General features: G+C 54.1%; 18 protein-coding genes. 7 read left to right on the top strand and 11 right to left on the bottom strand.

What is annotated here, in order from left to right; genetic code table 11:
* The first annotated feature begins 2 nt into the window (after nucleotides 1–2).
* Nucleotides 3–1,091, top strand: coding sequence for a molybdenum ABC transporter ATP-binding protein (gene modC / locus ACZRMH_RS15665; protein WP_464014175.1), 1,089 nt, complete (start codon nucleotides 3–5; stop codon nucleotides 1,089–1,091).
* Here the strand turns inward: modC and ACZRMH_RS15660 are convergent.
* Nucleotides 1,088–2,347: a Wzz/FepE/Etk N-terminal domain-containing protein gene (locus ACZRMH_RS15660; protein WP_464014174.1), complete on the bottom strand. Its 1,260-nt coding sequence runs from the start codon at nucleotides 2,345–2,347 to the stop codon at nucleotides 1,088–1,090. The genes modC and ACZRMH_RS15660 overlap by 4 nt on opposite strands.
* Nucleotides 2,348–2,698: 351 nt before the next feature.
* Between ACZRMH_RS15660 and ACZRMH_RS15655 the strand changes: the two genes are divergently transcribed.
* Entirely contained in the window at nucleotides 2,699–3,634 is a 936-nt protein-coding gene (locus tag ACZRMH_RS15655; RefSeq protein WP_464014173.1) for a LysR family transcriptional regulator, read from the top strand.
* On the opposite strand, the gene surE is transcribed toward ACZRMH_RS15655, so the two are convergent.
* Together surE and hemB are read right to left on the bottom strand one after the other, a co-directional pair.
* Nucleotides 3,631–4,407, bottom strand: coding sequence for a 5'/3'-nucleotidase SurE (gene surE, locus ACZRMH_RS15650; protein WP_464014172.1), 777 nt, complete (start codon nucleotides 4,405–4,407; stop codon nucleotides 3,631–3,633). The genes ACZRMH_RS15655 and surE overlap by 4 nt on opposite strands.
* A 72-nt stretch (nucleotides 4,408–4,479) precedes the next feature.
* On the bottom strand, nucleotides 4,480–5,454 hold the full coding sequence (gene hemB / locus ACZRMH_RS15645) for a porphobilinogen synthase (protein WP_464014171.1): 975 nt from the start codon (nucleotides 5,452–5,454) through the stop codon (nucleotides 4,480–4,482).
* 204 nt (nucleotides 5,455–5,658) lie between these two features.
* Between hemB and ACZRMH_RS15640 the strand changes: the two genes are divergently transcribed.
* The gene (locus ACZRMH_RS15640; RefSeq protein WP_464014170.1) at nucleotides 5,659–6,162 is read left to right on the top strand and encodes a PaaI family thioesterase; all 504 of its coding nucleotides are present in this window, start codon (nucleotides 5,659–5,661) and stop codon (nucleotides 6,160–6,162) included.
* Nucleotides 6,163–6,358: 196 nt separating this feature from the next.
* On the opposite strand, the gene ACZRMH_RS15635 is transcribed toward ACZRMH_RS15640, so the two are convergent.
* A complete protein-coding gene (locus ACZRMH_RS15635) occupies nucleotides 6,359–6,694 on the bottom strand; it encodes an RcnB family protein (RefSeq protein WP_464014169.1) in 336 nt (111 codons plus the stop codon).
* Between the two features lie 180 nt (nucleotides 6,695–6,874).
* On the opposite strand from ACZRMH_RS15635, the gene ACZRMH_RS15630 reads away from it, so the two are divergent.
* Nucleotides 6,875–7,648 (top strand): SDR family NAD(P)-dependent oxidoreductase, encoded by a 774-nt coding sequence (locus ACZRMH_RS15630; protein WP_464014168.1) that lies wholly within the window; start codon nucleotides 6,875–6,877, stop codon nucleotides 7,646–7,648.
* Nucleotides 7,649–7,661: 13 nt separating this feature from the next.
* On the opposite strand, the gene ACZRMH_RS15625 is transcribed toward ACZRMH_RS15630, so the two are convergent.
* The 7 genes from ACZRMH_RS15625 to ACZRMH_RS15595 all read right to left on the bottom strand — a co-directional run bounded on the left by ACZRMH_RS15625 (nucleotide 7,662) and on the right by ACZRMH_RS15595 (nucleotide 14,041).
* Nucleotides 7,662–8,321, bottom strand: coding sequence for a hypothetical protein (locus ACZRMH_RS15625; RefSeq protein ID WP_464014167.1), 660 nt, complete (start codon nucleotides 8,319–8,321; stop codon nucleotides 7,662–7,664).
* A 66-nt stretch (nucleotides 8,322–8,387) separates the two neighbouring features.
* Nucleotides 8,388–8,936, bottom strand: coding sequence for a hypothetical protein (locus ACZRMH_RS15620; RefSeq protein ID WP_464014166.1), 549 nt, complete (start codon nucleotides 8,934–8,936; stop codon nucleotides 8,388–8,390).
* Nucleotides 8,937–8,939: 3 nt separating this feature from the next.
* The gene (locus ACZRMH_RS15615; protein ID WP_464014165.1) at nucleotides 8,940–9,440 is read right to left on the bottom strand and encodes a hypothetical protein; all 501 of its coding nucleotides are present in this window, start codon (nucleotides 9,438–9,440) and stop codon (nucleotides 8,940–8,942) included.
* Nucleotides 9,441–10,502 carry a hypothetical protein gene (locus ACZRMH_RS15610; protein WP_464014164.1) on the bottom strand — a complete coding sequence of 354 codons (1,062 nt, stop codon included), beginning with the start codon at nucleotides 10,500–10,502 and terminating at the stop codon, nucleotides 9,441–9,443.
* On the bottom strand, nucleotides 10,493–11,167 hold the full coding sequence (locus ACZRMH_RS15605; RefSeq protein WP_464014163.1) for a hypothetical protein: 675 nt from the start codon (nucleotides 11,165–11,167) through the stop codon (nucleotides 10,493–10,495). The genes ACZRMH_RS15610 and ACZRMH_RS15605 overlap by 10 nt, the downstream gene beginning before the upstream one ends.
* A 25-nt stretch (nucleotides 11,168–11,192) precedes the next feature.
* A complete protein-coding gene (locus ACZRMH_RS15600) occupies nucleotides 11,193–13,454 on the bottom strand; it encodes a TcfC E-set like domain-containing protein (RefSeq protein ID WP_464014162.1) in 2,262 nt (753 codons plus the stop codon).
* A gap of 74 nt (nucleotides 13,455–13,528) precedes the next feature.
* A complete protein-coding gene (locus ACZRMH_RS15595; RefSeq protein WP_464014161.1) occupies nucleotides 13,529–14,041 on the bottom strand; it encodes a hypothetical protein in 513 nt (170 codons plus the stop codon).
* A gap of 515 nt (nucleotides 14,042–14,556) precedes the next feature.
* Here ACZRMH_RS15595 and ACZRMH_RS15590 point away from each other — a divergent pair.
* The 3 genes from ACZRMH_RS15590 (at nucleotide 14,557) to pvrR (ending at nucleotide 20,178) form a co-directional block, all read left to right on the top strand.
* Nucleotides 14,557–15,639 (top strand): M14 family metallopeptidase, encoded by a 1,083-nt coding sequence (locus ACZRMH_RS15590; protein ID WP_464014160.1) that lies wholly within the window; start codon nucleotides 14,557–14,559, stop codon nucleotides 15,637–15,639.
* Between the two features lie 541 nt (nucleotides 15,640–16,180).
* Nucleotides 16,181–18,994 (top strand): ATP-binding protein, encoded by a 2,814-nt coding sequence (locus ACZRMH_RS15585; protein WP_464014159.1) that lies wholly within the window; start codon nucleotides 16,181–16,183, stop codon nucleotides 18,992–18,994.
* Nucleotides 18,991–20,178, top strand: coding sequence for a response regulator cyclic di-GMP phosphodiesterase PvrR (gene pvrR / locus ACZRMH_RS15580; RefSeq protein WP_464014158.1), 1,188 nt, complete (start codon nucleotides 18,991–18,993; stop codon nucleotides 20,176–20,178). The genes ACZRMH_RS15585 and pvrR overlap by 4 nt, the downstream gene beginning before the upstream one ends.
* The last annotated feature ends 43 nt before the right edge of the window (nucleotides 20,179–20,221 follow it).

The following is a 20,221-nucleotide window of genomic DNA, read 5'->3' as shown; positions in this document are numbered from 1 at the left end:
ACATGACGTCGCTGATCAACCTTCGGCTGCAGCACAGCTACAGCGGTTTCTCCCTTGACCTGGACTTGCAACTGCCGGGCAAGGGCGTCACTGCGCTCTATGGTCACTCCGGGTCGGGCAAGACGACTTGTCTGCGCTGTATTGCCGGCCTTGAACGTGCCAGCCAGGCCTATGTGCAGATCAATGATGAGGTCTGGCAAGACAGCCAGCGCGGTCACTTTGTCCCGGTACACCAACGGGCGCTGGGCTATATCTTTCAAGAGGCCAGCCTGTTCCCCCATCTTTCGGTGCGAGCCAATCTGGAATTCGGCCTCAAGCGCATTGCCCGCCAGCAACGTCGTGTGGATCTGGCCCACGCCACTGAGTTGCTGGGCATCAGCCACTTGCTTGAGCGCGCACCGCACAACCTTTCGGGCGGTGAACGGCAACGGGTCGGTATCGCCAGGGCACTGTTGACCAGCCCCGGTTTGCTGCTGATGGACGAGCCCCTGGCGGCGCTGGACAGCCAGCGCAAGGGCGAAATCCTGCCGTATCTGGAACGCCTGCATGCAGAACTGGATATTCCGGTGCTTTACGTCAGCCATTCCCAGGACGAAGTTGCGCGCCTGGCCGACCATATCGTATTGCTCAGTGAAGGCAGGGTACTGGCCAGCGGCGCCATTGGCGAAACCCTGGCCAGACTTGATCTGCCACTGGCACGTGGGGATGAAGCCGGCGTGGTGATTGAAGGCAAGGTCTGTGATTACAACCTCAATTATCAACTGCTGAGCCTGCAATTGCCCGGCAGCACTCAACGCCTGAGGGTCGCCCATGCCTCAATGGCCATAGGCCAGAGGTTGCGGGTCAAGGTGCAGGCCCGTGATATCAGCCTGAGCCGCACCCCAGCCGAGCACAGCAGCATTCTTAACAGTTTGCGGGTAACGGTGGTCAGCGAGACCGCCGCTGACAACCAGGCCCATGTACTGATCCGCCTGGATGCAGATGGCACTGCCCTGCTGGCCCGGATCACCCGTTACTCCCGGGACCAGTTGGGGTTGTGTGTCGGACAAACCCTTTGGGCGCAAATCAAGGCAGTGGCGGTGTTAGCCTAGCTGGCTGACTCGTGACGTTTTATAAAGAAACGAACCGTCGCAATCAGCAGGCCCAACAGAAGCCCCAGGATCACACCCAAAGCGAAAATCAAAGCTTTTTTGGGCTTGATCGGGTCCGTTGGCGTCTGTGCCTGACGGTCAATACTCACCAGGCCCAGATTGCTCATATCCGTCCTCAGATTGCCAAGGCGGACCACTTCTGCGCGCAATGGGTCTATGTCCTTGAGGAACAGATCTTCATTGGAGCGTTTACCGAGCATTTCAACCTGACGGTTTACCTCGAGCAACTGCAGCTCTTTTCGGATCTGGGCGATACGCTTTTCGGTGAAGTCATCTGTCTTGCGCTTGAGCAATGCCGCGCGCTCAGCTTCAAGCGCTTGTGAACCCATAAAGTACAACGGGATGGTTTGCGAGGTGATTTCGGTGCGCATCAATCTCGACGTTGAGCCTTGCACAGAATCGGCCATTGCCGAAGGCGTGGTCGGTCGGGTGATACCCAGCGCCTTGGCAATGGAAATCGCTTCATTGAGCAGTTCAACACGCGCATCACGCTCAATTTTCAGTTCCAGACGCAACGCCTGCAACTCATCCTTAAGTTTCGCTTGCTGCAAGCTGTCAGCCTCTTTCAAAGAAGCAATTTTCCCTTCCTTTTCAGTATGATAGCTGGATCTTGCAGCATCAATTTTGGCTTCCAGCTCTCTCAATCGGTTATTAATAATAACCTTGAGATCCGCCCCGATTTGTTCACGCTGATTGTTGATTGCGTACTCAACAAAACCATTGAGAATTTCAGGCCCGTTTACTTTGCCAGGATAAGTCAGCTCCAACTTTATAAACGGACTCAGCGAAGTCACTTGATTGGGCGCAGGCAAGGTCAAGTTGATTGCATTGCGGTTAAACAGCTCAAAGCTCTGCTCAAGCGACAGGTCTTTTTCTTCCAGGGGCTTGAACAGGTCCTGATGACTCCGAAAGAAACCGAGCCTTGTCTCATAGGAGTCGAGCGCCGAGCCAACTTTCAGCAGCGCCTCTTCAGGCGGCAGGTTTAGCGCATCCAGTTCATTGATCGCGGCAGGACGCAGCAGGCTGCTGGTTTGATACACCGGCTGGGCGATTAATGCATAGCCAAGTGCCATTATTGCGACAACTGCAGTCGTTGCGCCTATTAGCTTTTTTTGTTGCCAAAAAGAGCCGACCAACTCAAGCAAGTCTAGTTCCGGGCTGGGCTTGCCTGTTTGGGGGGGTTGATAAGTAGTCAAATAAAACACCTTGTTATTAGAGCTTTTGTCAAGCTAGCCGCTTCAGTGCGTACTCGGGGCTGGGTAAAACCTTACATAAGACCACCCATTCCCAGTAAAGATCCACATACTTATAAATCAAGCAGATAGAACAATAAAATCAAGAAATCTCAAAGCAATATTCAGCAGTTTTATAAAAATTGGTCGTTTACCTATTCTTTTTTAAGATTTTTCTCACAAAACTAAAAGAAAAAACTACTGAGCAGGATAATACTCACTGTGCCTTGGCGAGTTCAATGCGCCAACCCCGCCCGGTCTGTGTAATTATTGCCGCCACAAGAAAGCACGCTTACGTGTGGGGTAATAATCAGGATGGATATTTTTCAGGCAATGCGGGTATTTGTCCGCGTGGTCGAAACCGGCAGTTTTACGGCTGCGGCGCAGGCGCTGGGTTACTCCACGGCGCAAACCTCTCGTCTGCTGTCGGAGCTGGAGTCTTCGCTGCAAGCCCGCCTGTTGCAGCGCAGCACGCGGCGCCTGGCACTGACCGAAGTTGGCGCGCGCTATCTGGAGCGCTGCCGGATGATTCTGGGGGAAATCGAAGATGCCAATGCCGAGGCTGGCGGCGCGCACTTGATCCCCCGTGGCCATTTGCGGGTGCAGTCCACCACCGGGCTGGGTATCCAGTTGCTGGCACCGCTGGTTGCCCGTTATACCGAGCTGTATCCCCAGGTCAACGTCGACCTGACCCTGTCGCAACGCCAACCCGACCTGCTTGAGGAAGGCCATGACGTGGTCATTACGCTTTCTGCCAACTTGCCGGACTCTGAGCTGATCGGCCAGCCGCTGGGCAGCATTTTCAGCGTGATCAGTGCCGCGCCCTCCTACCTCAAGGGGCGAAAAATCCCGCAAACCCCTGACGAGCTACCCGAGCATCGCTGCCTGCATCTGGTGGACCCGTTGTTTACCGATAGTTGGACCTTTCGCGACGATCATGGCGAGCAAGTGATCCGCCCCGGCAACGTGTTCCAGGTCAACGTCGCCGAAGCCATGGCGCAAGCAGCCGAGGCCGGGCTTGGCGTCTGTCTGCTGCCCGATTACGTGGCGGTAGGTTCTTATCAGCGCGGTACTCTGGTGCGCCTGCTGCCGCAATACCGGCTGCATGAAAAAAGCATCTACGCGCTCTACCCTTCGCGGCGGTTTCTGGATGCCAAGGTGAAAACCTGGGTCGAGTTCCTCAAACAGGAAATCCCCAAAGTGCTTGAAGGGCACCAGGCCATCGTCGATGACCCGGCGCATTGGGCTTAGATAATTTGTGTCGCCGCGCGCAGTTGTTCGCGCAAGGCGTTGGCAGTGCGATCGAATTGCAGGGGTGTTACAGAAATTCCACCCTGGGTGACTACCTGGGTTTCGGTATCGACGGCTTCAGGGTGCTGATGCCGAGTGATACTGAGCCAGTAATACTTGGCTTCGCGAAAATCCGTGCGCTCGATCACCTCCACACCTTCCATGCGCCCGGCGCCCTGGCGGGTGATCTGGATCGGCCCGGCTTCATCGGCCGGTACATCCGGGAAGTTGATATTCAAGCATGCCGTCTGTTCCCAGCCTGTACCCAGCAGTTGGCGAATCACCCCGGGGGCCAAGGTACGGGCGGTGTCCCAGCGTACCGAACTGCGTCGGGTAAAGTACTGGCTCAGGGCAATTGACGGGATGCCCATCAACAGGCCGGTCATGGCCGCCCCGACGGTGCCGGAATACAGGGTTTCCACCCCCAGATTGGCGCCTTTGTTGATACCGGAAAGCAACAACTGCGGGGGTTTGTCCATCAACTGCTTGAGCGCCATCGCGACGCAGTCCGCAGGGGTGCCCGACACCGAAAAACGTCGCTCACCCCGTTTGGTCACGCGCAACGGGTGGTGAATGCTGATGGCGGTGGAAATGCCGCTTTGGTCATGGTCCGGCGCCACTACCCAGACTTCGTCTGCCAACTCGTGGGCCACCGCTTCAAGCGCGGCAAGGCCCGGGGCGTCAATGCCGTCATCGTTGGTAATAAGGATTCGTTCGAGCCGAGCGTCTGGCATGGTCAAGTTCCTTTTTAGGTGAGTGGCATGCTACAAAACAAAAGTTTGCAGCATGCCACTTGAGCGAACCGCTTAAATTCCCTGCAGCGCCAGATCCATCGCGAAGTAAGTCAGGATCATATCGGCGCCGGCACGCTTGATCGAGCCCAGGCTTTCACGCACGACCCGTGCTTCATCGATGGCTCCGGCCTGGGCGCCGAATTTGATCATCGCGTACTCGCCGCTGACCTGATACGCCGCCAAAGGCAGATGCGAGGCCTGGCGAATATCACGGATGATGTCCAGATAAGCACCGGCGGGCTTGACCATCAACACGTCAGCGCCTTCCTGCTCATCGAGCAAGGATTCGCGAATGGCTTCGCGGCGGTTCATCGGGTTCATCTGGTACGACTTGCGATCGCCCTTCAGAGCACTGCCACCGGCTTCACGGAACGGGCCGTAGAGCGCCGAAGCAAACTTGGTCGAGTACGCCATGATCGAGGTATCGATAAACCCGGCAGCGTCCAGGGCGCTGCGGATGGCCTGCACCTGACCGTCCATGGCCGCCGATGGCGAGATAAAGTCAGCACCCGCTGCGGCAGCGGCTACGGCTTGCTTGCCCAGGTTGATCAGGGTCGCATCATTGTCGACACCGTGGTCATGCATCACGCCGCAATGGCCGTGGGAGGTGTACTCGCAAAAACAGGTGTCGCTCATCACCACCATATCCGGCGCGGCATCCTTGCTGATGCGCACCATGCGCGAGACCAGCCCGTCTTCACGCATGGCATCGCTGCCAGTGGCGTCCAGATGGTGGGACACGCCGAACAGCATCACCGACTTGATCCCGGCACGGGCATAGCGTTCGATTTCACCGGCCAGCTTCGACTCAGGAATGCGCATCACACCCGGCATGCTGGTGATCGGCACGAAATCGTCGATTTCTTCTTCGACAAAAATCGGCAGCACCAGATCGTTCAGGCTGAATTCGGTTTCCTGGAACATGTCGCGAAGGGTCTGGGAGCGGCGCAGGCGGCGCGGACGTACGGCGGGGAACTGGTTAGGCATCATGGTTCCTGATGGGCAGATTCAAAAAACAGACGAGGCTTGGCTCAATGGCGCAACAAATACAGGAATGATCCTGCAATTGCAAAAGATCCGACGGCCCTGCGGCAGGTTGTCGCGTCGGGTTGGATAAGTCGCGCCAAGGCTGTTCACGGACGCCATTCTTTACGTTAACGTAAAGGTTATACCCATAAGGATGATCCGGCTATGATCCCTTCAGCTATCTCTCTACAAGACTCCGCCGCGCCCGATGGTGTTTGCTATGGCTGCGGCAGCAACAACCCCCACGGCCTGCATATCAAGAGCCACTGGCACGAGGACGGCGTGCATGTGATCGCCGAGCACTTGCCTGATCCCAAATACTGTGGCTGGCCTGAGCTGGTGTACGGCGGGATGATCGCGATGCTGGTTGACTGCCACTCCAACTGGACGGCCATGGCTTACCACTACCGCATGGAAAACCGCGAGGTGGCCAGCCTGCCGCGAATCAACTGCGTGACGGGCAACCTTGGGATCAAGTTTATCAAACCGACGCCGATGGGAGTGCCGTTGACCTTGCGGGCAAAAGTTGAAGGTGAGGTCGGGCGCAAGACCCGGATTATCTGTGAGGTGTATGCAGGAGATGTGTTGACGGCGGTGGGTGACTCGATTTTTGTGCGGGTTGATACCACACAACTGGCAACTGCGGCCCATGGCCGCGAGGCGAGTTGAAAAACCTGTGGGAGCAGGCTTGCCTGCGATGCAAGCGGCGCGGTCTATCAGGTCAATCGCAGTGATGCTATCGCGAGCAAGCCCGCTCCCACATTTGGCCCTGCATGCATCAGATTGTGTGAGCAACACAAAACCTGTGGGAGCTGGCTTGCCTGCGATGCAAGCGGCGCGGTCTATCAGGTCAATCGCAGTCTTGCTATTGGACCAGAACCTTGGCGTCCTTGGTACGGATCTCCTTGATCACCGCATTCACCCGATTGACCAAAACATAATGCCCACTGATCAACACCCATTGCTCATGCTCATCAGGCTGCGGCAGCCCCTTTGATTTCCAGTTCTTGATCGCTACGTCATCGCGGATGTACTGATCGGGAGCCTTGTCACCATGTCCATAGCAACTGCTCAAATCCATGGACTCGGCCAGTATCTGTCCAGGCTTGCAGTCACTGGCTTTATCATCGTCAGCCTGCGCTGCGTAAGGTACGGCACACAACAAGCCAGCCATTATTGATGCAGAAATCATGCGGCGCATATTCACCTCAGCGTATGGGGGTACAGGCTTTATGGACAAGTCAGGCCTGCGGTACGTTCCAATGCAATGATCAAAATTATTGATTACAAGATCATCAATGACGATTGGACTACACCATCAGCCTGGGGTGAAGTAACCACAGGGCCGATTAAAACAATAAGCGGCCGTTTGGAGAACAACATGTCATTCAATCTCAACAGCTTCCAGCTTGATGGGCGTCGTGCCCTGATCACCGGATCAGGTCAGGGCATCGGCCTGGAACTGGCACGCGGCCTGGGCGCTGCCGGCGCAACAGTGGTGATCAACACTCGCACTATCGAAAAGTCCCGCGCCGTTGCTGGTCAACTGCGCGATGAGGGGATCAAGGCCGAATTCCTGGCATTTGACGTTACCGACCGCGAACAACTGGTTAGCGCCATCAACACCTTTGAGGCCGCTAACGGTGCCATCGATATTCTGGTCAACAATGCCGGTATTCAACGCCGTGCAGCGCTGGAGGATTTTTCCGCCAGTGACTGGCATGACGTGATGCGTACCAATCTGGACGGTGTGTTTTATGTGTCCCAGGCCGTTGCACGACATATGATTGCCCGCGGTCGCGGCAAGATCATCAATATCTGCTCGGTGCAAAGCCAACTGGCACGCCCGTCCATCGCCCCTTATGCCGCCTCAAAGGGTGCGGTAAAGATGCTTACCAAAGGCATGTGTGCCGAATGGGCACGCCACGGCATTCAGGCCAATGGCCTGGCACCAGGCTATTTTGCCACCGAGATGAATCGCGCTCTGGTCGACAACCAGGAGTTTTCCGAATGGCTGTGCAAGCGCACCCCGACAGGTCGCTGGGGGCGGGTTGAGGAATTATGCGGCGCGGCAGTGTTTCTCGCCTCCCCCGCTTCTGACTTTATCAACGGTCAAACCCTGTTTGTTGACGGGGGGTTGACCAGCGTTGTGTGAGCATCAGCGGGCACTACCGGGTGCTGCCTGTACAGACCGGCTGCTTGGGAGCCTTGATACTCGTGCCTTTTACCAATAAAGGTACACCCGGATACACGTTGAACGGCTCACTGGCTTTACCGTCGACCGTCACGTCTTTCACATGAAAACGAGTGGTGCCCGAAGCGAAAAAGCGCGCGCCATCCGCTTCACACTTGACCGCTAACGTCGATGTTTCTTTCTCGGGCAAATGCCGAACCAGCGAGCTGTAGGCAAGGTTAACCACCACATTGCCCGCCACGCTACTCAACTTGGGGTCGATCAGGTTGACCACAGGTTTTATATCGATGCGGTAGACCTGTTCTTCAGCAACCGGGAGCAGAGGCTTGATGGTGATTTTTTTGCTCTGCCCAGGGGCCAGCATCAGTTTGAAGGGCGTGGCGTAGAGCTTGGGCTGAGTCACCTGGACGATGGCCTCCATTCGCTCATCGGCAAATTCGACCCCAGGGTTAAGCAAGCGCGACAGCGAGATTGATACAAATTCGGGGCGATCACCGTCGTTGGAAATGTCGAGAGTGACAGGTTTATCCCAAACTTCAGTCACCGACGGCGTGACGTTGATCAGAGCCGAGGCTGGCGAGGCCAAAGCAAGCCCGCATAGGATGAAAACAAGGCAGACGATAAATGGTTTCATAGGTTTCTCAGAAAAACTGAAGCCTGCCCATAGCGCTGCGGCAGGCTTGCTAACAGCAAGCAACTATCAAGGATTTGAAATCACCGGCTCAAAGGTTAGCGACAACACACCCGTGTAAGTGCCGCTGGTATCCTTGAACGTACCCGCAGGAGGATAGGCCGAGACATTGAGATCGTAATAGCCGATAGAATCTTCACCTGGGATATTCTGCACAGGGTTTTCGAAGGCAGTGGGCGTGGCGACGGCCAGGGTTTTGGGCCCTTGGCCTTCTGCACTCAGCTCCACTTTGGGTTGCTGGAAAACTTGCGCTGCATTACTGGCGTTGGTTATCACCAAGGGCTCATCCAGGCGCACCTGAAAATCCCTTTCGGTCGAGACTATTTTCAAACGGGCTTGCACCTCATAGGGGGAATCCCAACCGCCCGGCTGCAACATTTGCAATCCCTGGTCGAACCAGCCGCCTGTGTCACTGGTGACCAGCAAGTTGTTTGGGGCACTGACTGTGGCTGTAATCGTGCTGCTGGTTTTGCCTTGCAGATCTATATCCACCGCAAAGGCCATGGCCGGCAGTGTGCCAAGGACGGCCAACAGGCCAGCCAATGCTACGTTGTTCATGTGTTACTCCGTATTTGAATGAATGTGTGGAGTGGCAGAGTTTTGGTAAATCACCACGCCGTATCCCACGCTGACCGACAGGGGCGCTGAGACGCCCTCTGCCCCTTGTGCTTGTACGATCACGTTTTCTCTGGGCCTGAATGTCACGCGCCACACCTGATTGTTCGCGGGTGTAATCAGCGTTTTGATGTTCATCCGGTATTTTTGCCCCGGTGCCAACACTAATCGGCTGGGTGTCACCAGCAAAGCGGGTTTGGGCACCTGGCTGATATCTAGCAACTGCTCGGGTTTCTCCGCAGGGTTGAGTACCAGCGCTTGCTCTACATCCAGGTACAGGGGCGAGTCCCCGGTGTTCTGGGCGTAGAGCGCGCCTTGACGCTGATCGGGCACCAAACGCAACTCAGTAGTCGAGAGGTTTAATACACCCGCAGCCATGCCATGTGACGGGAGCATCATTAGCCAGCCCATCAGCATGACAACGGGATAACGCTTGAAACTGGCCATCTAAGGCTTAGCGACAACAGTGAAGGTCAATATGTCGCTGTAAGCACCGCCTTTAACTGCCTTATCGGGTTGTGCCTTAAACGTGGGTGTGAAACAGGTTTTACCTCCCGTTTCCAACGAAAACAGGCGATTTTGAGTATTGGGTAACAATACCGAGTCCTTGCTGTTTTCAAGTGTCAGTGTATAGGGAACGGTTTGCGAACTGTCTTCCAAACTCTTTAGCAGATAACGACCGTTAGCCGACAAGCCATTGGTATTTGTTGCATTGATCAGGTACTTTTGGTTAGCGATAGCCGTTGAGCCTTCGTAAGAAAAGCACAATTGGTCTTTAGTTGCAGGCAAGGCCACTGTTGTTTCTTTGCCCCTTGGCAATTCGCCTAAATCCCAGTCCGGCGCAGTCATGGTGACTGTTGGGGTTACGGCAGGCGGGGGTGACTCCGGATTGACAAGAACTGTACAATTACCTGTCGTACTGGGCCCTATATAAGCGAGCCCCGTCGTTTCTCCAACATCGTCACCATCTGTGAAGTTCCCTGCGCGCACACCCACTGCAGGCCATGCTGCAATACGTGATTTCAATATAGTAAACTCTATATCTGCGGTCATTGCCTGGCTATTAACCCACGGAGAACCAACCACATTACTATAATACATAGTATAACCAACCCCTGCAAAAGCCCCCTGATAACTATAGCCATTAAGTTTCATGTCGCTCGCCAGAGCAGCACTGCTTTGAAGTATGCCGTTACCATTATAACTATACAGCAGTATACCTCGACTAAGAAAATTAAAAGGACCCGTATTACCGACTGAAGCCTTATACTTAATAGTTACTTTAAATGTAGCAACTGTATCACTGGTATCCGTATAACTACAATTGCTATAGCCATCGCTAAGATTAGCATAGCGCAGATTGAAAGCCGTTGCCTCCCCCGAAAAAAGCGCCATACTCGCAACAAGCAAACAACTAAAACAATTTGTAATTTTCTGCCTTGACACCTTAATGCGCAAAAAATTACCAGTAAAAAACGTACTATTGAATTGACTATTCATCATGGACATTCCAGCACCTGCGGTTTTTCAGCCACGATAAAATTTAGGCGTTTGCCAGCGAAGTGTTGTGGAGTTCCCGGAAACAAGGCAACTTTGAATTTTTGCTGTTTCCTAGCCACACTCTCGAGATCAGATAACTGCAGGCTCACATTGCCCGTATTCTCCAGGGTCATACCACTGGCATCGCAGCGGTGTGTCCAGCCAGTTTTCTGCTTGGCAGGTGGCGGCATATGCCGCACCAATACACCGTAACCAATAGCGACTGACATTGGCGCAGTAATTTTGTCTTCAGGCGCCTCCTCTACCTGCATCGACCGCACCGGAACGATATACAAGCGGTACAAGGTTTCGGCTTCAGGCTCGACCAGCGACTTGAGGCCGATGACGCGGCTCTGACCCGGCCCCAATGTGAGCTTGTCAGGGCTGGCAAGCATTCCTGGGTGAGTCAGGGCACTGATCGGTTGTTTCTTCTCTGGCGACTCGCCTGGGTTCATCACCTTTTGCAAACTGATGGACAAATACAGAGGCGCATCACCGAGGTTTTTTACATTCACTGTATGCTCGTGATTGTTGTAAACCTTGAGGGTGGCCGGCATCACCATCAACTCGCCTTCAGCCTGAGCCAGGCTTGCGCCAAGGCAAATCAGGCCCAGCAACATCGTACGTAACTTCATAAAAGATTCCTGTCAGGTTCTGCGCTTACTGGCACAGGTAATGGCTGGGTTTCACCGGCTTGGACAGATCACAGGTGTAACGGCGCCCTGCCCCGTCGACCGAAATATGCGGCAGTATCGCTTTGCTACTAATCGAGAACAGGCCGTTGGCATAGGCAACATCCCCGGTCTCCTGAATGGTGCCACCTACCGGCTGGCCACTGGCATTCACCAGAATGCCGCTGTACACCATGTTGATATCGACCTTGGCTTTGGCGTTGTACACCTGGCCTGGGTGAGCGCGGACAATGTTCGCCGGCACTTCGATGTTCATGTCCATGTTCTCGCTGTCACTGGCAACCCGAGCAAATGGCACATCGGTGTATTGACCAAGTGGCACGGCATAGGTACCCCCGCCCGCAACGGGCTGACCTTCGACCGTAAAGCCGTAAGGCGTTTCACCCAACGCAGGTGTTTGCAGGAGCATGGCACTGCCGTCGTTGCTGTAGCGTCCCAAGGCAATGCCATCTTGGTTGGCGGCAAACATGCCGCGGTAGTTGAAGTCGACGTTACTCGCCGCATCACTGTGCCCTACGTTCAGGGACGCATCGCCACGGGTACCGGAGCGGCTGCCGTAAACGTTGAAGCTATTGGTGCTGTCTATGCGGTTGACCGTGACGCCGGTGGTGGTGGTACCAAAGCTGTCGTCATAGTCCTTGCGATAATCGCCACTCAGCTGGGTTTTGCCGCCGTACTGCGCCGCGCGCACACTGGCTTGCGATTTGTCGAGCATCCAGGTCATGTTCAGGTAAACGGTGTAATCACTGTCACCCGGCATTGAGTTGCCTTTTTGCACGCCGGCGGCAAAGGTTGACCATAAGCCGTTAGGCTTGTAGTTCCAGCGCACTTCAACCTGCTGGGTTTCACCACGGCCATAATCCCGGTAGTTGTAGCCAAGGGTGACCCCCGCTACGTTTTTACTGTAAGAAAGGCTGGAGCTGGGTGTGCCGTAATAAAAACGCGAGACGTCGGTGTTCTGATACCGGCTAAGCATCAGGTTGCCCAATACCGGGTCATTCATATTCAAGTTGAAGTACCCCCCCGTACCATTCTCGCCGCTCAATACACCCACTGTAGGGTCGACACTGAGCGTGCCAAAAGAGGAAGGTCGGGTAACGTTGACTTCAGAGGCCCAATCAGACTTATCACCGGAAACAGCTGCAGCGTTTAAATAGAACTGGCTCATATTACGGCTAATGGCGGCCTCCAGCAGTTGCCCGCCCTCATCCATGTCCTGGCCCGCCGTAACGCGCCAGGAGTTTGCGCCAGCACCGCTAAAGTTCAGGTTGTTGATGTCCTGTGTTTCCTGGTTGATCAGGTTACCGTTGCGATCGACCAGGCGAATCTCGATCGGATAGTAGCCGCCCGGAAGGTCCATAAAACTGATTTCGTTACGCCCTAAAATAGCCGGACGTTTTAGAATCAAGCGACCATTGCGGTAAAACTCATAGTTGCCTTCGGCCGTCGAAAACAGCACCAGCGATCCCACATCCCGATCACTGCGCATATAGCCCTGGCTGCCCAAGGTTATAAATTGGTCAAAACTGGGCGACAGCACTGTGCTGACCGAACCCGAGCCATAGTCGATACTGTTTTGCTTACCGGCGCGCACATAGGTGTCGGCAAAGTTCTTTTGCAGATAATAGGACGAAATACCTTGATCACGACTGCTTTGGCCACGGTTTTCGCTGCGGTTGGCGTACCAGTTCATATAGCCAAAGCTACGGCCCGGCAAGCCAAACCAGGTGTTGCCGTTCAAGTTAAAGGCCTTATAACTTTCGGACGAACCGCGTATATCCAGAGACTGATTATTGATCAGCCCCCAGGTGGTATCAGGCGCGAGAAAATCTTCGCGGGTAGAACGAATACTCAGGGTACGGCGCGTCTTGTCTAGCGTGACGTAATGATCAGCCACGCGCAAATCGCAACCGTCCTTGCATTGTTTATAGTCAATCTTTGACAATACACTTTCGATAATACGGCGATCTTCTGAATCAACGCCATTGTCAGCGTACTGCTTAGCATCAAATACCAGTGCCTTTTTACTCACGGCATAACTGATAAAACCTGGTAATGTCTTGCCATTAAACGTAGCGACATAACTCGCGGCATTGTCCATCTCAACGGCACTAAAACCCTCAGGTGTTCCATAGGAAATCTTGACTTCAGCCAGCGTATGAGATGAAAAAACTGCAGCAACACAGGCCGCCAATATATGCAGTTGAAATGGAATCTTATGCGAAAACATCCTGATCTTCCGTCACTGGAAAAGAAGAGCCCCTTTCGGGGCTCAGGGCATTAAATAATGCATTTATGCCGAAGTTACGGTGCTACTGGAGTTGGTTCAAACAGCATAACCAGATCACCGCTGTAGCTGCCGTTGGTGCTTGGGCCAGTTGCAGATTTGGTCGGTGCGTCGACATTGATAGCCAGGTCATGGATCTGGTCGTAGCCACCAACACCGGCAACGGTCTGTTCAACGGTAATTGGCGAACCGAAAGTCAGAGCTTGTTCACCCATGCTTACAACGGCGTTGGCCATTTCGTAGGTGCCATTGGACATTTTCAACGGCTGTGCCAATGTCACGTTAAAGTCGTCTGCAGTGCTCCAAACACGCACTGGCAGAGTTTTCGAGAACGAAGTCTGGGTGTGGTTGTTGGCAACCAGCTCTTCGGTGCCATACCAGGTGGAACCATCTGCCTTGGAAACGAACAGACCATCGTTAATTTGTGCAGTCAGGGTGATTTTCTTGGAAATAGAGTTGTCTGCAGCCTGTACAGTACCAACCAGTGCGCCAGCAAGACCAAGAGCAATCAAAGCAACTTTAAAGTTCATTTCATATTCCAATATAAGGTAACCATGCACGCCATGCGTTAAGCAATACGCATCATGGGTAAAAGTTGAGTAACAAGCAGTTCCTACTGCTTGACAAAAGAATGACATTCTTAAATCCGCCCCACAATGAGACGAATCTTAATAAGGCCTGCTATTCAACAATAATGCAGTTTGTTTTATTTAAAGCCCACCCGCTGCGCGCAAATGACATGTATTCGCCCGGCAAATTAAGATTCGTCTAATGGACAATTCAAAACAGCCTGTTCTGTGAGGCATGCCATTCAGCGTTTATACCGTTTACTTGCCAGTCACCCTTCTAATGATGCATCTGTACCCGTCTGACTTTTCCCAAAAACTAATTTGGATGAAAGGAATGAAGTGCTCAATGCAAAACACAGCATCAGCAGCCGTGGCGAACATCTTTTACGGGTTTACGCCTGTTCGGCATTGCCAATCAGATAGCCACTGTGTTTAGTCTGGTCGTGCTTATCACTGCTATCAATAAGGATTCCTTGATGGACTTATCCTGTTTCTCACAAAGCTACGCTGAAGCCCGGCAAAAATTCCTCCAGGCCTGCGCAAATGCAGGCCTGGAGGTTGAGTCCCATATTCATCCGTTAGCAGGTAAGGATGGCGAGGAACTGGCCCTAGATGTTGCACTTCTCGGCTCCCACACAGCCACTAACCTGCTGGTACTAAGCAGCGGCGTACATGGTGTGGAAGGTTTCTGCGGCTCAGCCATTCAGATTGATCATCTGCGCAACAGCGAGTGGATGGAGCATTGCCGCCGTCATGACCTGGCGGTGCTTTATCTGCATGCGATCAACCCTTATGGCTTCTCTTGGCTGCGCAGAGTCAATGAACAGAATATCGATATCAACCGCAATTTTATTGACTTCGACCAGCCGTTGCCCGACAACCCGCAATACCGCTCCATCGCCTCGTTACTTATGCCACAGCGGCAACCGCCCACCTTGCTCAGCACCCTCGGTCTGGCCGGTTATGCCTTGCGTCACGGGGTTAAAACCTTGCAAACCGCTATCACCAGTGGTCAGCACAGTGATCCCGACGGCCTGTTTTTCTCAGGCACGCAACCTGCCTGGAGCAATCTGCAGGTTCGCCAGATTATTCGCCGCCTGGGCCAGCATTGTCGACGTATCGGCTGGATAGATGTGCATACGGGGCTTGGCCCGTACAGCGTGGGTGAGCGTATCTATAAAGGACGCACTGACCCCGAGGATATAACCCGGGCGAGAAGCTGGTGGGGGGCGCAAGTCACCACCAGCGTAGATGGCACTTCGTCATCCGCGGTACTGGATGGCACGCTGGATCTGGGTGTGATGCAAGAATGCCCACATGCTCAGTACAACGGTTTGACGCTGGAGTTCGGCACCAAATCCGGGCCGTTGGTGCTAAAGGCACTGAGTGCTGATCAGTGGCTGCAGAATCATCCTGATACCGATGAAGCACAACGAGTACGGATCAAGCAGCAACTGCGCGATGCCTTCTATATAGATACCGATCAATGGAAACAGCGAGTACTGGAGCAGGCCCGGGCAGTGTCTGAACTCACCCGCCTTGGCCTTGCCACACCCTAGGATCTGTGTGACACCAACTGTGGGAGTGAGCCTGCTAACAACCTTCGCGAGCAGGCTCGCTCTCACAGCAACACCCGTGTGCCTACAAGTAAGCGCTTGCCTCAAGTGAAAGATACAAGCCGAGAGTCGCCACACTGATCGCCCGAAAACCTGATAACCAAACAGCCCTCGTTATCAGGCATGGAGGGCTTACTGAGTAAGGGATAAGGGCAGATTTTTTGCACCGCCACTTATAACGCCTTAACCCTATTTGCAAGAGGCGATTAAGCGATCTGCGCCAAACCCAATGTATGACATCCCATGCTTAATAGCGATTTGGTACTTAAGGCGGACGGCATGTGCGAACATATTATATTTATATCGCTCAGGCGATAACATAAGACGAATCTTAATTTCTCAACTGAATCAGCTACCCACGTGGGTGAGCAACTTGCATCGTACATCCAGCCCAGCAATATTGCCCCGAACAACAACAAATACCCTGCACGCTTTAAGATTTGTCTCATGTTCTACATGACTTAACCTGGCTTAAAATTTCGCAATGAAACTGACGGCTTATTTACATACTATTAACCCTATCTTGTCCTCTCCCCATGCCGCCAGGCGCTTGTTACGGATGTTTGCCGTGATAGTGCTGTTCGGCCTGCTGGCGGGGGTCTATAACTTTTTGCTCTTTACGTTCAATACGGAAATTTCGCAACGCCGCGGCTATATGAGCAGTGCGATTGCCGAAGCCCATACCTTTTTCACCACCCGTCAGGCGCTATTGGAAAGCATCAGTCTTTCAACTACTCGCCAGCCTGAGGGGGAGTCTGTCAGCGTATCAGCAGAAGAAATCCATCTGCTGCTGGGCCCGTCACCGCAACAACAATGGAGCCTCTGGCTAACCGAGCGCCTGCGTGATTATCTGAAAGCCAAGCAGGTCAACCTGGTGTATGTCAGTACGGGCGCCAATGCCAAGGTTACCCGTGTGTATAACGCCACACCCACGGTGCGCGGGTTTTCCGAAACGATTTTGAATCAGCTCGATGCCTTGAAACACGATGACACTGCAGCACTGGATGAGTTGTGGCTGACGGAGCACGACAGTCCCCATGCCCGCCTGTATATTTTTATTCGTCTGGATGAACGCGACCCTCAGTCCGGCTGGCTGGGGCTGGAAATGGACGCCGGCGAAGTGTGGGCGACCCTGAGTGACCAGAGTGCCGGGGAGTTTATGATGCTCAACTCTCAGGGCATGCTGTTGTTCACCAATAGCCAGGCACCTGCATTAAGTGAAAAACTGTTGCCGCTTCAAGATCGCAACTTCTTCGGCTTGATCGGCTCCAGTTGGTGGCCTGATCATGTGGTTATCCGCAAACAACTCAAGTCTTCTGACTGGCAGCTGGTGTACTCCATCGACCTGCGCTCGGTGCTGCAGTCTTTATGGCCGCAGTTGCTTGGCGCACTGCTGTTCTGCCTGATCAGCCTGTCACTGGTGTGGCTGTTGATCCGTCGTCTGGAGCAGCGCTTTATTACCCCCACGATCAACCGTATCCAGGCCCTGGTCGAAAGTGAACTGTTCAGCCGCGACGTGATTCAGACTGCGCCTGTGGCGCTGTGTGTACTGCGCCGTAGCGATGGCCAGTTGGTATTGGAAAACACCTTGTCCCAGCAATGGCTGGGCCAAGGTTCAGAACGTAGCACCTTGTCCCCCTGCTGGATTCAGCGCGCTTTCGATAACGGCGAACCTGAGCTTACCGATTACTTTGAAACGGCCGATGGCCGACATTTGTATATGAGTTGTGCAGCGACCCGTTATAAAGGCGAAGACGTGTTGCTCTGTGCCTTCAGTGATATCAGTGCGCGTACCCAGATAGAAAACAGCCTGCAACAGGCACGGCAAATGGCCGATGCCGCCAACGAGGCCAAAACCCTGTTCCTGGCCACCATGAGCCATGAAATCCGTACCCCGCTGCATGGTGTACTGGGTACGCTGGAGCTGTTGGGTCGCACTCAACTGGACCCTCAGCAAAAGGGCTATTTACATGCCATCGAGGGTTCATCCGCCACACTGTCACAGTTGATCTGCGATGTGCTGGACGTGTCGAAAATCGAAGCCGGGCAGCTGGCGCTGGAACTGAGCGAGTTCTCGGTGCTGGAGCTGGCTCAGGAAGTGACCCAGAGTTACGCCGCTGCCGCCCATAGAAAGGGGCTGAAACTTTACGCCTGCTATGACCCCAAGTTGCCAGGCCGGGTAATCGGTGATGTCGCGCGTATTCGTCAGATTTTAAACAATCTGTTGAGCAATGCCGTGAAGTTCACAGACTCAGGCCAGGTGGTGCTGCGCCTCAGCCTGCTTAGCCGCGAAGGCGAGCGGGCCAACCTTATGTGGCAGGTTTCCGACACGGGCAAGGGTATTCCTCAGGACGCACAGCCCTTGATCTTTGAACCCTTCTATCAGACAGAAAGCAGCAACCACGGAGTCGTTGGTACCGGTCTTGGGCTGCCGATCTGCGTGCGTTTGGCCCAATTGATGAACGGCAATATCCGCATGGTCAGTGAAGTGGGACTGGGCAGCAGCTTTTCCCTCAGCCTGCCATTGGAGGTGCCAAATATGAGTGCCCTGGCAACAGGCATGACCGGGTTACTGCCGGAAATCATCCATGTGGTTTCACCCGTGCGAGAACTGGCTGAAACAATCAGCGGTTGGTTGCGCAATTGGGGCGCCCGCCCGCAAATCGGCCCGCCGCCAGCCCTGGGCGGTGCTACTGCGGCCGTATTACTCGAACTGCACCCCGGCCCTCTTGAGCACAGACTTGAACCTGAGTGGAGCGGCCCGCTAGTGCTGGCCACCGGTGACGGCAGTCATGAGCCGCAGTTCATGGACGACGCGTGGAAGGTCAACCTCAACCATATGGCGGCTATTCATCAAGCTGTCAGCCAAGCGCAAGGCATGCGGGTAGCCAAACCCGAGCTGCTGTACCCACAAAATCAGTTGCGAAAGCTCAACCTGCATATTCTGGTGGCCGAAGATAATGTGATTAACCAGTTGATCCTGCGCGATCAACTGGAAGAGCTCGGCTGTACCGTAGAGCTGGCCTCAAACGGGGAGCAAGCATTGTCACTTTGGTACCGGGAACCGTTCGATCTGCTCCTCACTGACGTCAATATGCCCAAGCTCAATGGTTATGAGTTGACGCGCCTGTTACGCCGCCAAGGCTGCGTGGCGCCGATCATCGGTGCCACCGCCAATGCCATGCTCGGTGAAGATGCACTCTGCCTTGCCGCCGGAATGAGCCACTTCCTGGTCAAACCTTTCAGCTTGCGGGCTTTGTTTAACTGCCTTGTGCCCTATGAAAGAGCTGCCCCATGAAACCCTGTAGCATTTTGATTGTTGAGGATCACCCGTTTCAGCGGATGTATTTACAGAATCTGTTCAGTGAACTGGGAGACTTTTATCTGGAGTGCGCGCAAGACGGAGTCCAGGCCCTGGCCTGTCTGCAAAGACGTGATTTCGATCTGGTTCTCACTGATCTGTTGATGCCCGGCATGGATGGCGTGCAGTTTATCCAGCGGCTGGCAGCGTTACGCTCTAGGCCGGCGCTGGCAATCATGAGCGCGGCATCCCGGCGCATGTTGATGGCTGCAAGCCTGGTGGCGCGCAATCTTGAGGTCAACGTTATCGGGTTGATATCAAAACCGGTGCAGGCCAGCGCTCTCCGTAATCTGATTAGCCAGCTTCTGGCGTTGCGCGACTCCACACCGAATCTGCCGGTTACCGATTTTAATCGTCAGTCACTGCTGGAGGCTCTGGACAGCGCAGAAATCCAGGCCTGGTTTCAACCCAAAAAAGCCTTGAGCAATGGTCGTATAGTTGCCGCCGAGGCATTGGTGCGCTGGATACATCCTGAACATGGAGTGTTGCTGCCTGGGGTGTTCTTATCTGCGCTCAGTACGTTCAATCTGGAAGAACGCCTGCTGTGGCACATGCTGGAGCAAGGGATCAAAGCCCAGGCGCAATGGACCCAGGCAGGCTATGACATCCCCGTGTCGATCAACCTGCCAACGCACCTGCTCAACAGCGATGACCTTCCCGACCGTATTCTGGCCTTTGTACAAAGTCACAACGGCGAGCCCTGCAAAATTCTCTTTGAATTGATGGAGTGTTCAACCCCCCATCAGCTCAGCAATTTTTATGCGGGCGCCTGCCGGTTGCGGATCAAGGGTTTCGGCTTGTCGCAGGATGATTTTGGCAAAGGCTACAGTTCTTATATCAACCTGGTCTCAACCCCCTTTACTGAACTCAAAATCGACCGGGCTCTGGTACGTGGGTGTGACGAAAATGAAGAGTTGGCCCAGGCCATGACCAGCATCGTCGGGCTTGGACGGCAGTTGGGCCTGACGGTGGTGGCCGAAGGTGTAGAAACCGCACAAGAGCTTGCTTTTTTGCGCAAGATCGACTGCACTCAGGTCCAGGGTTTTTTGATCTCCCAAGCCGTTACCCCCGATTTGTTCCAGCAGTTGTTAATTCGTGATGGTCCAGCAAGCGCCTTTTGAAACGCTTGAGTCAGTTTGTGCCAATCACTTTTCATGGGACTGC

The organism is Pseudomonas sp. B414, from assembly GCF_055408445.1.
Note: the sequence above shows the minus strand (reverse complement) of the source record. Positions and strands in the feature narration are given on the sequence as shown.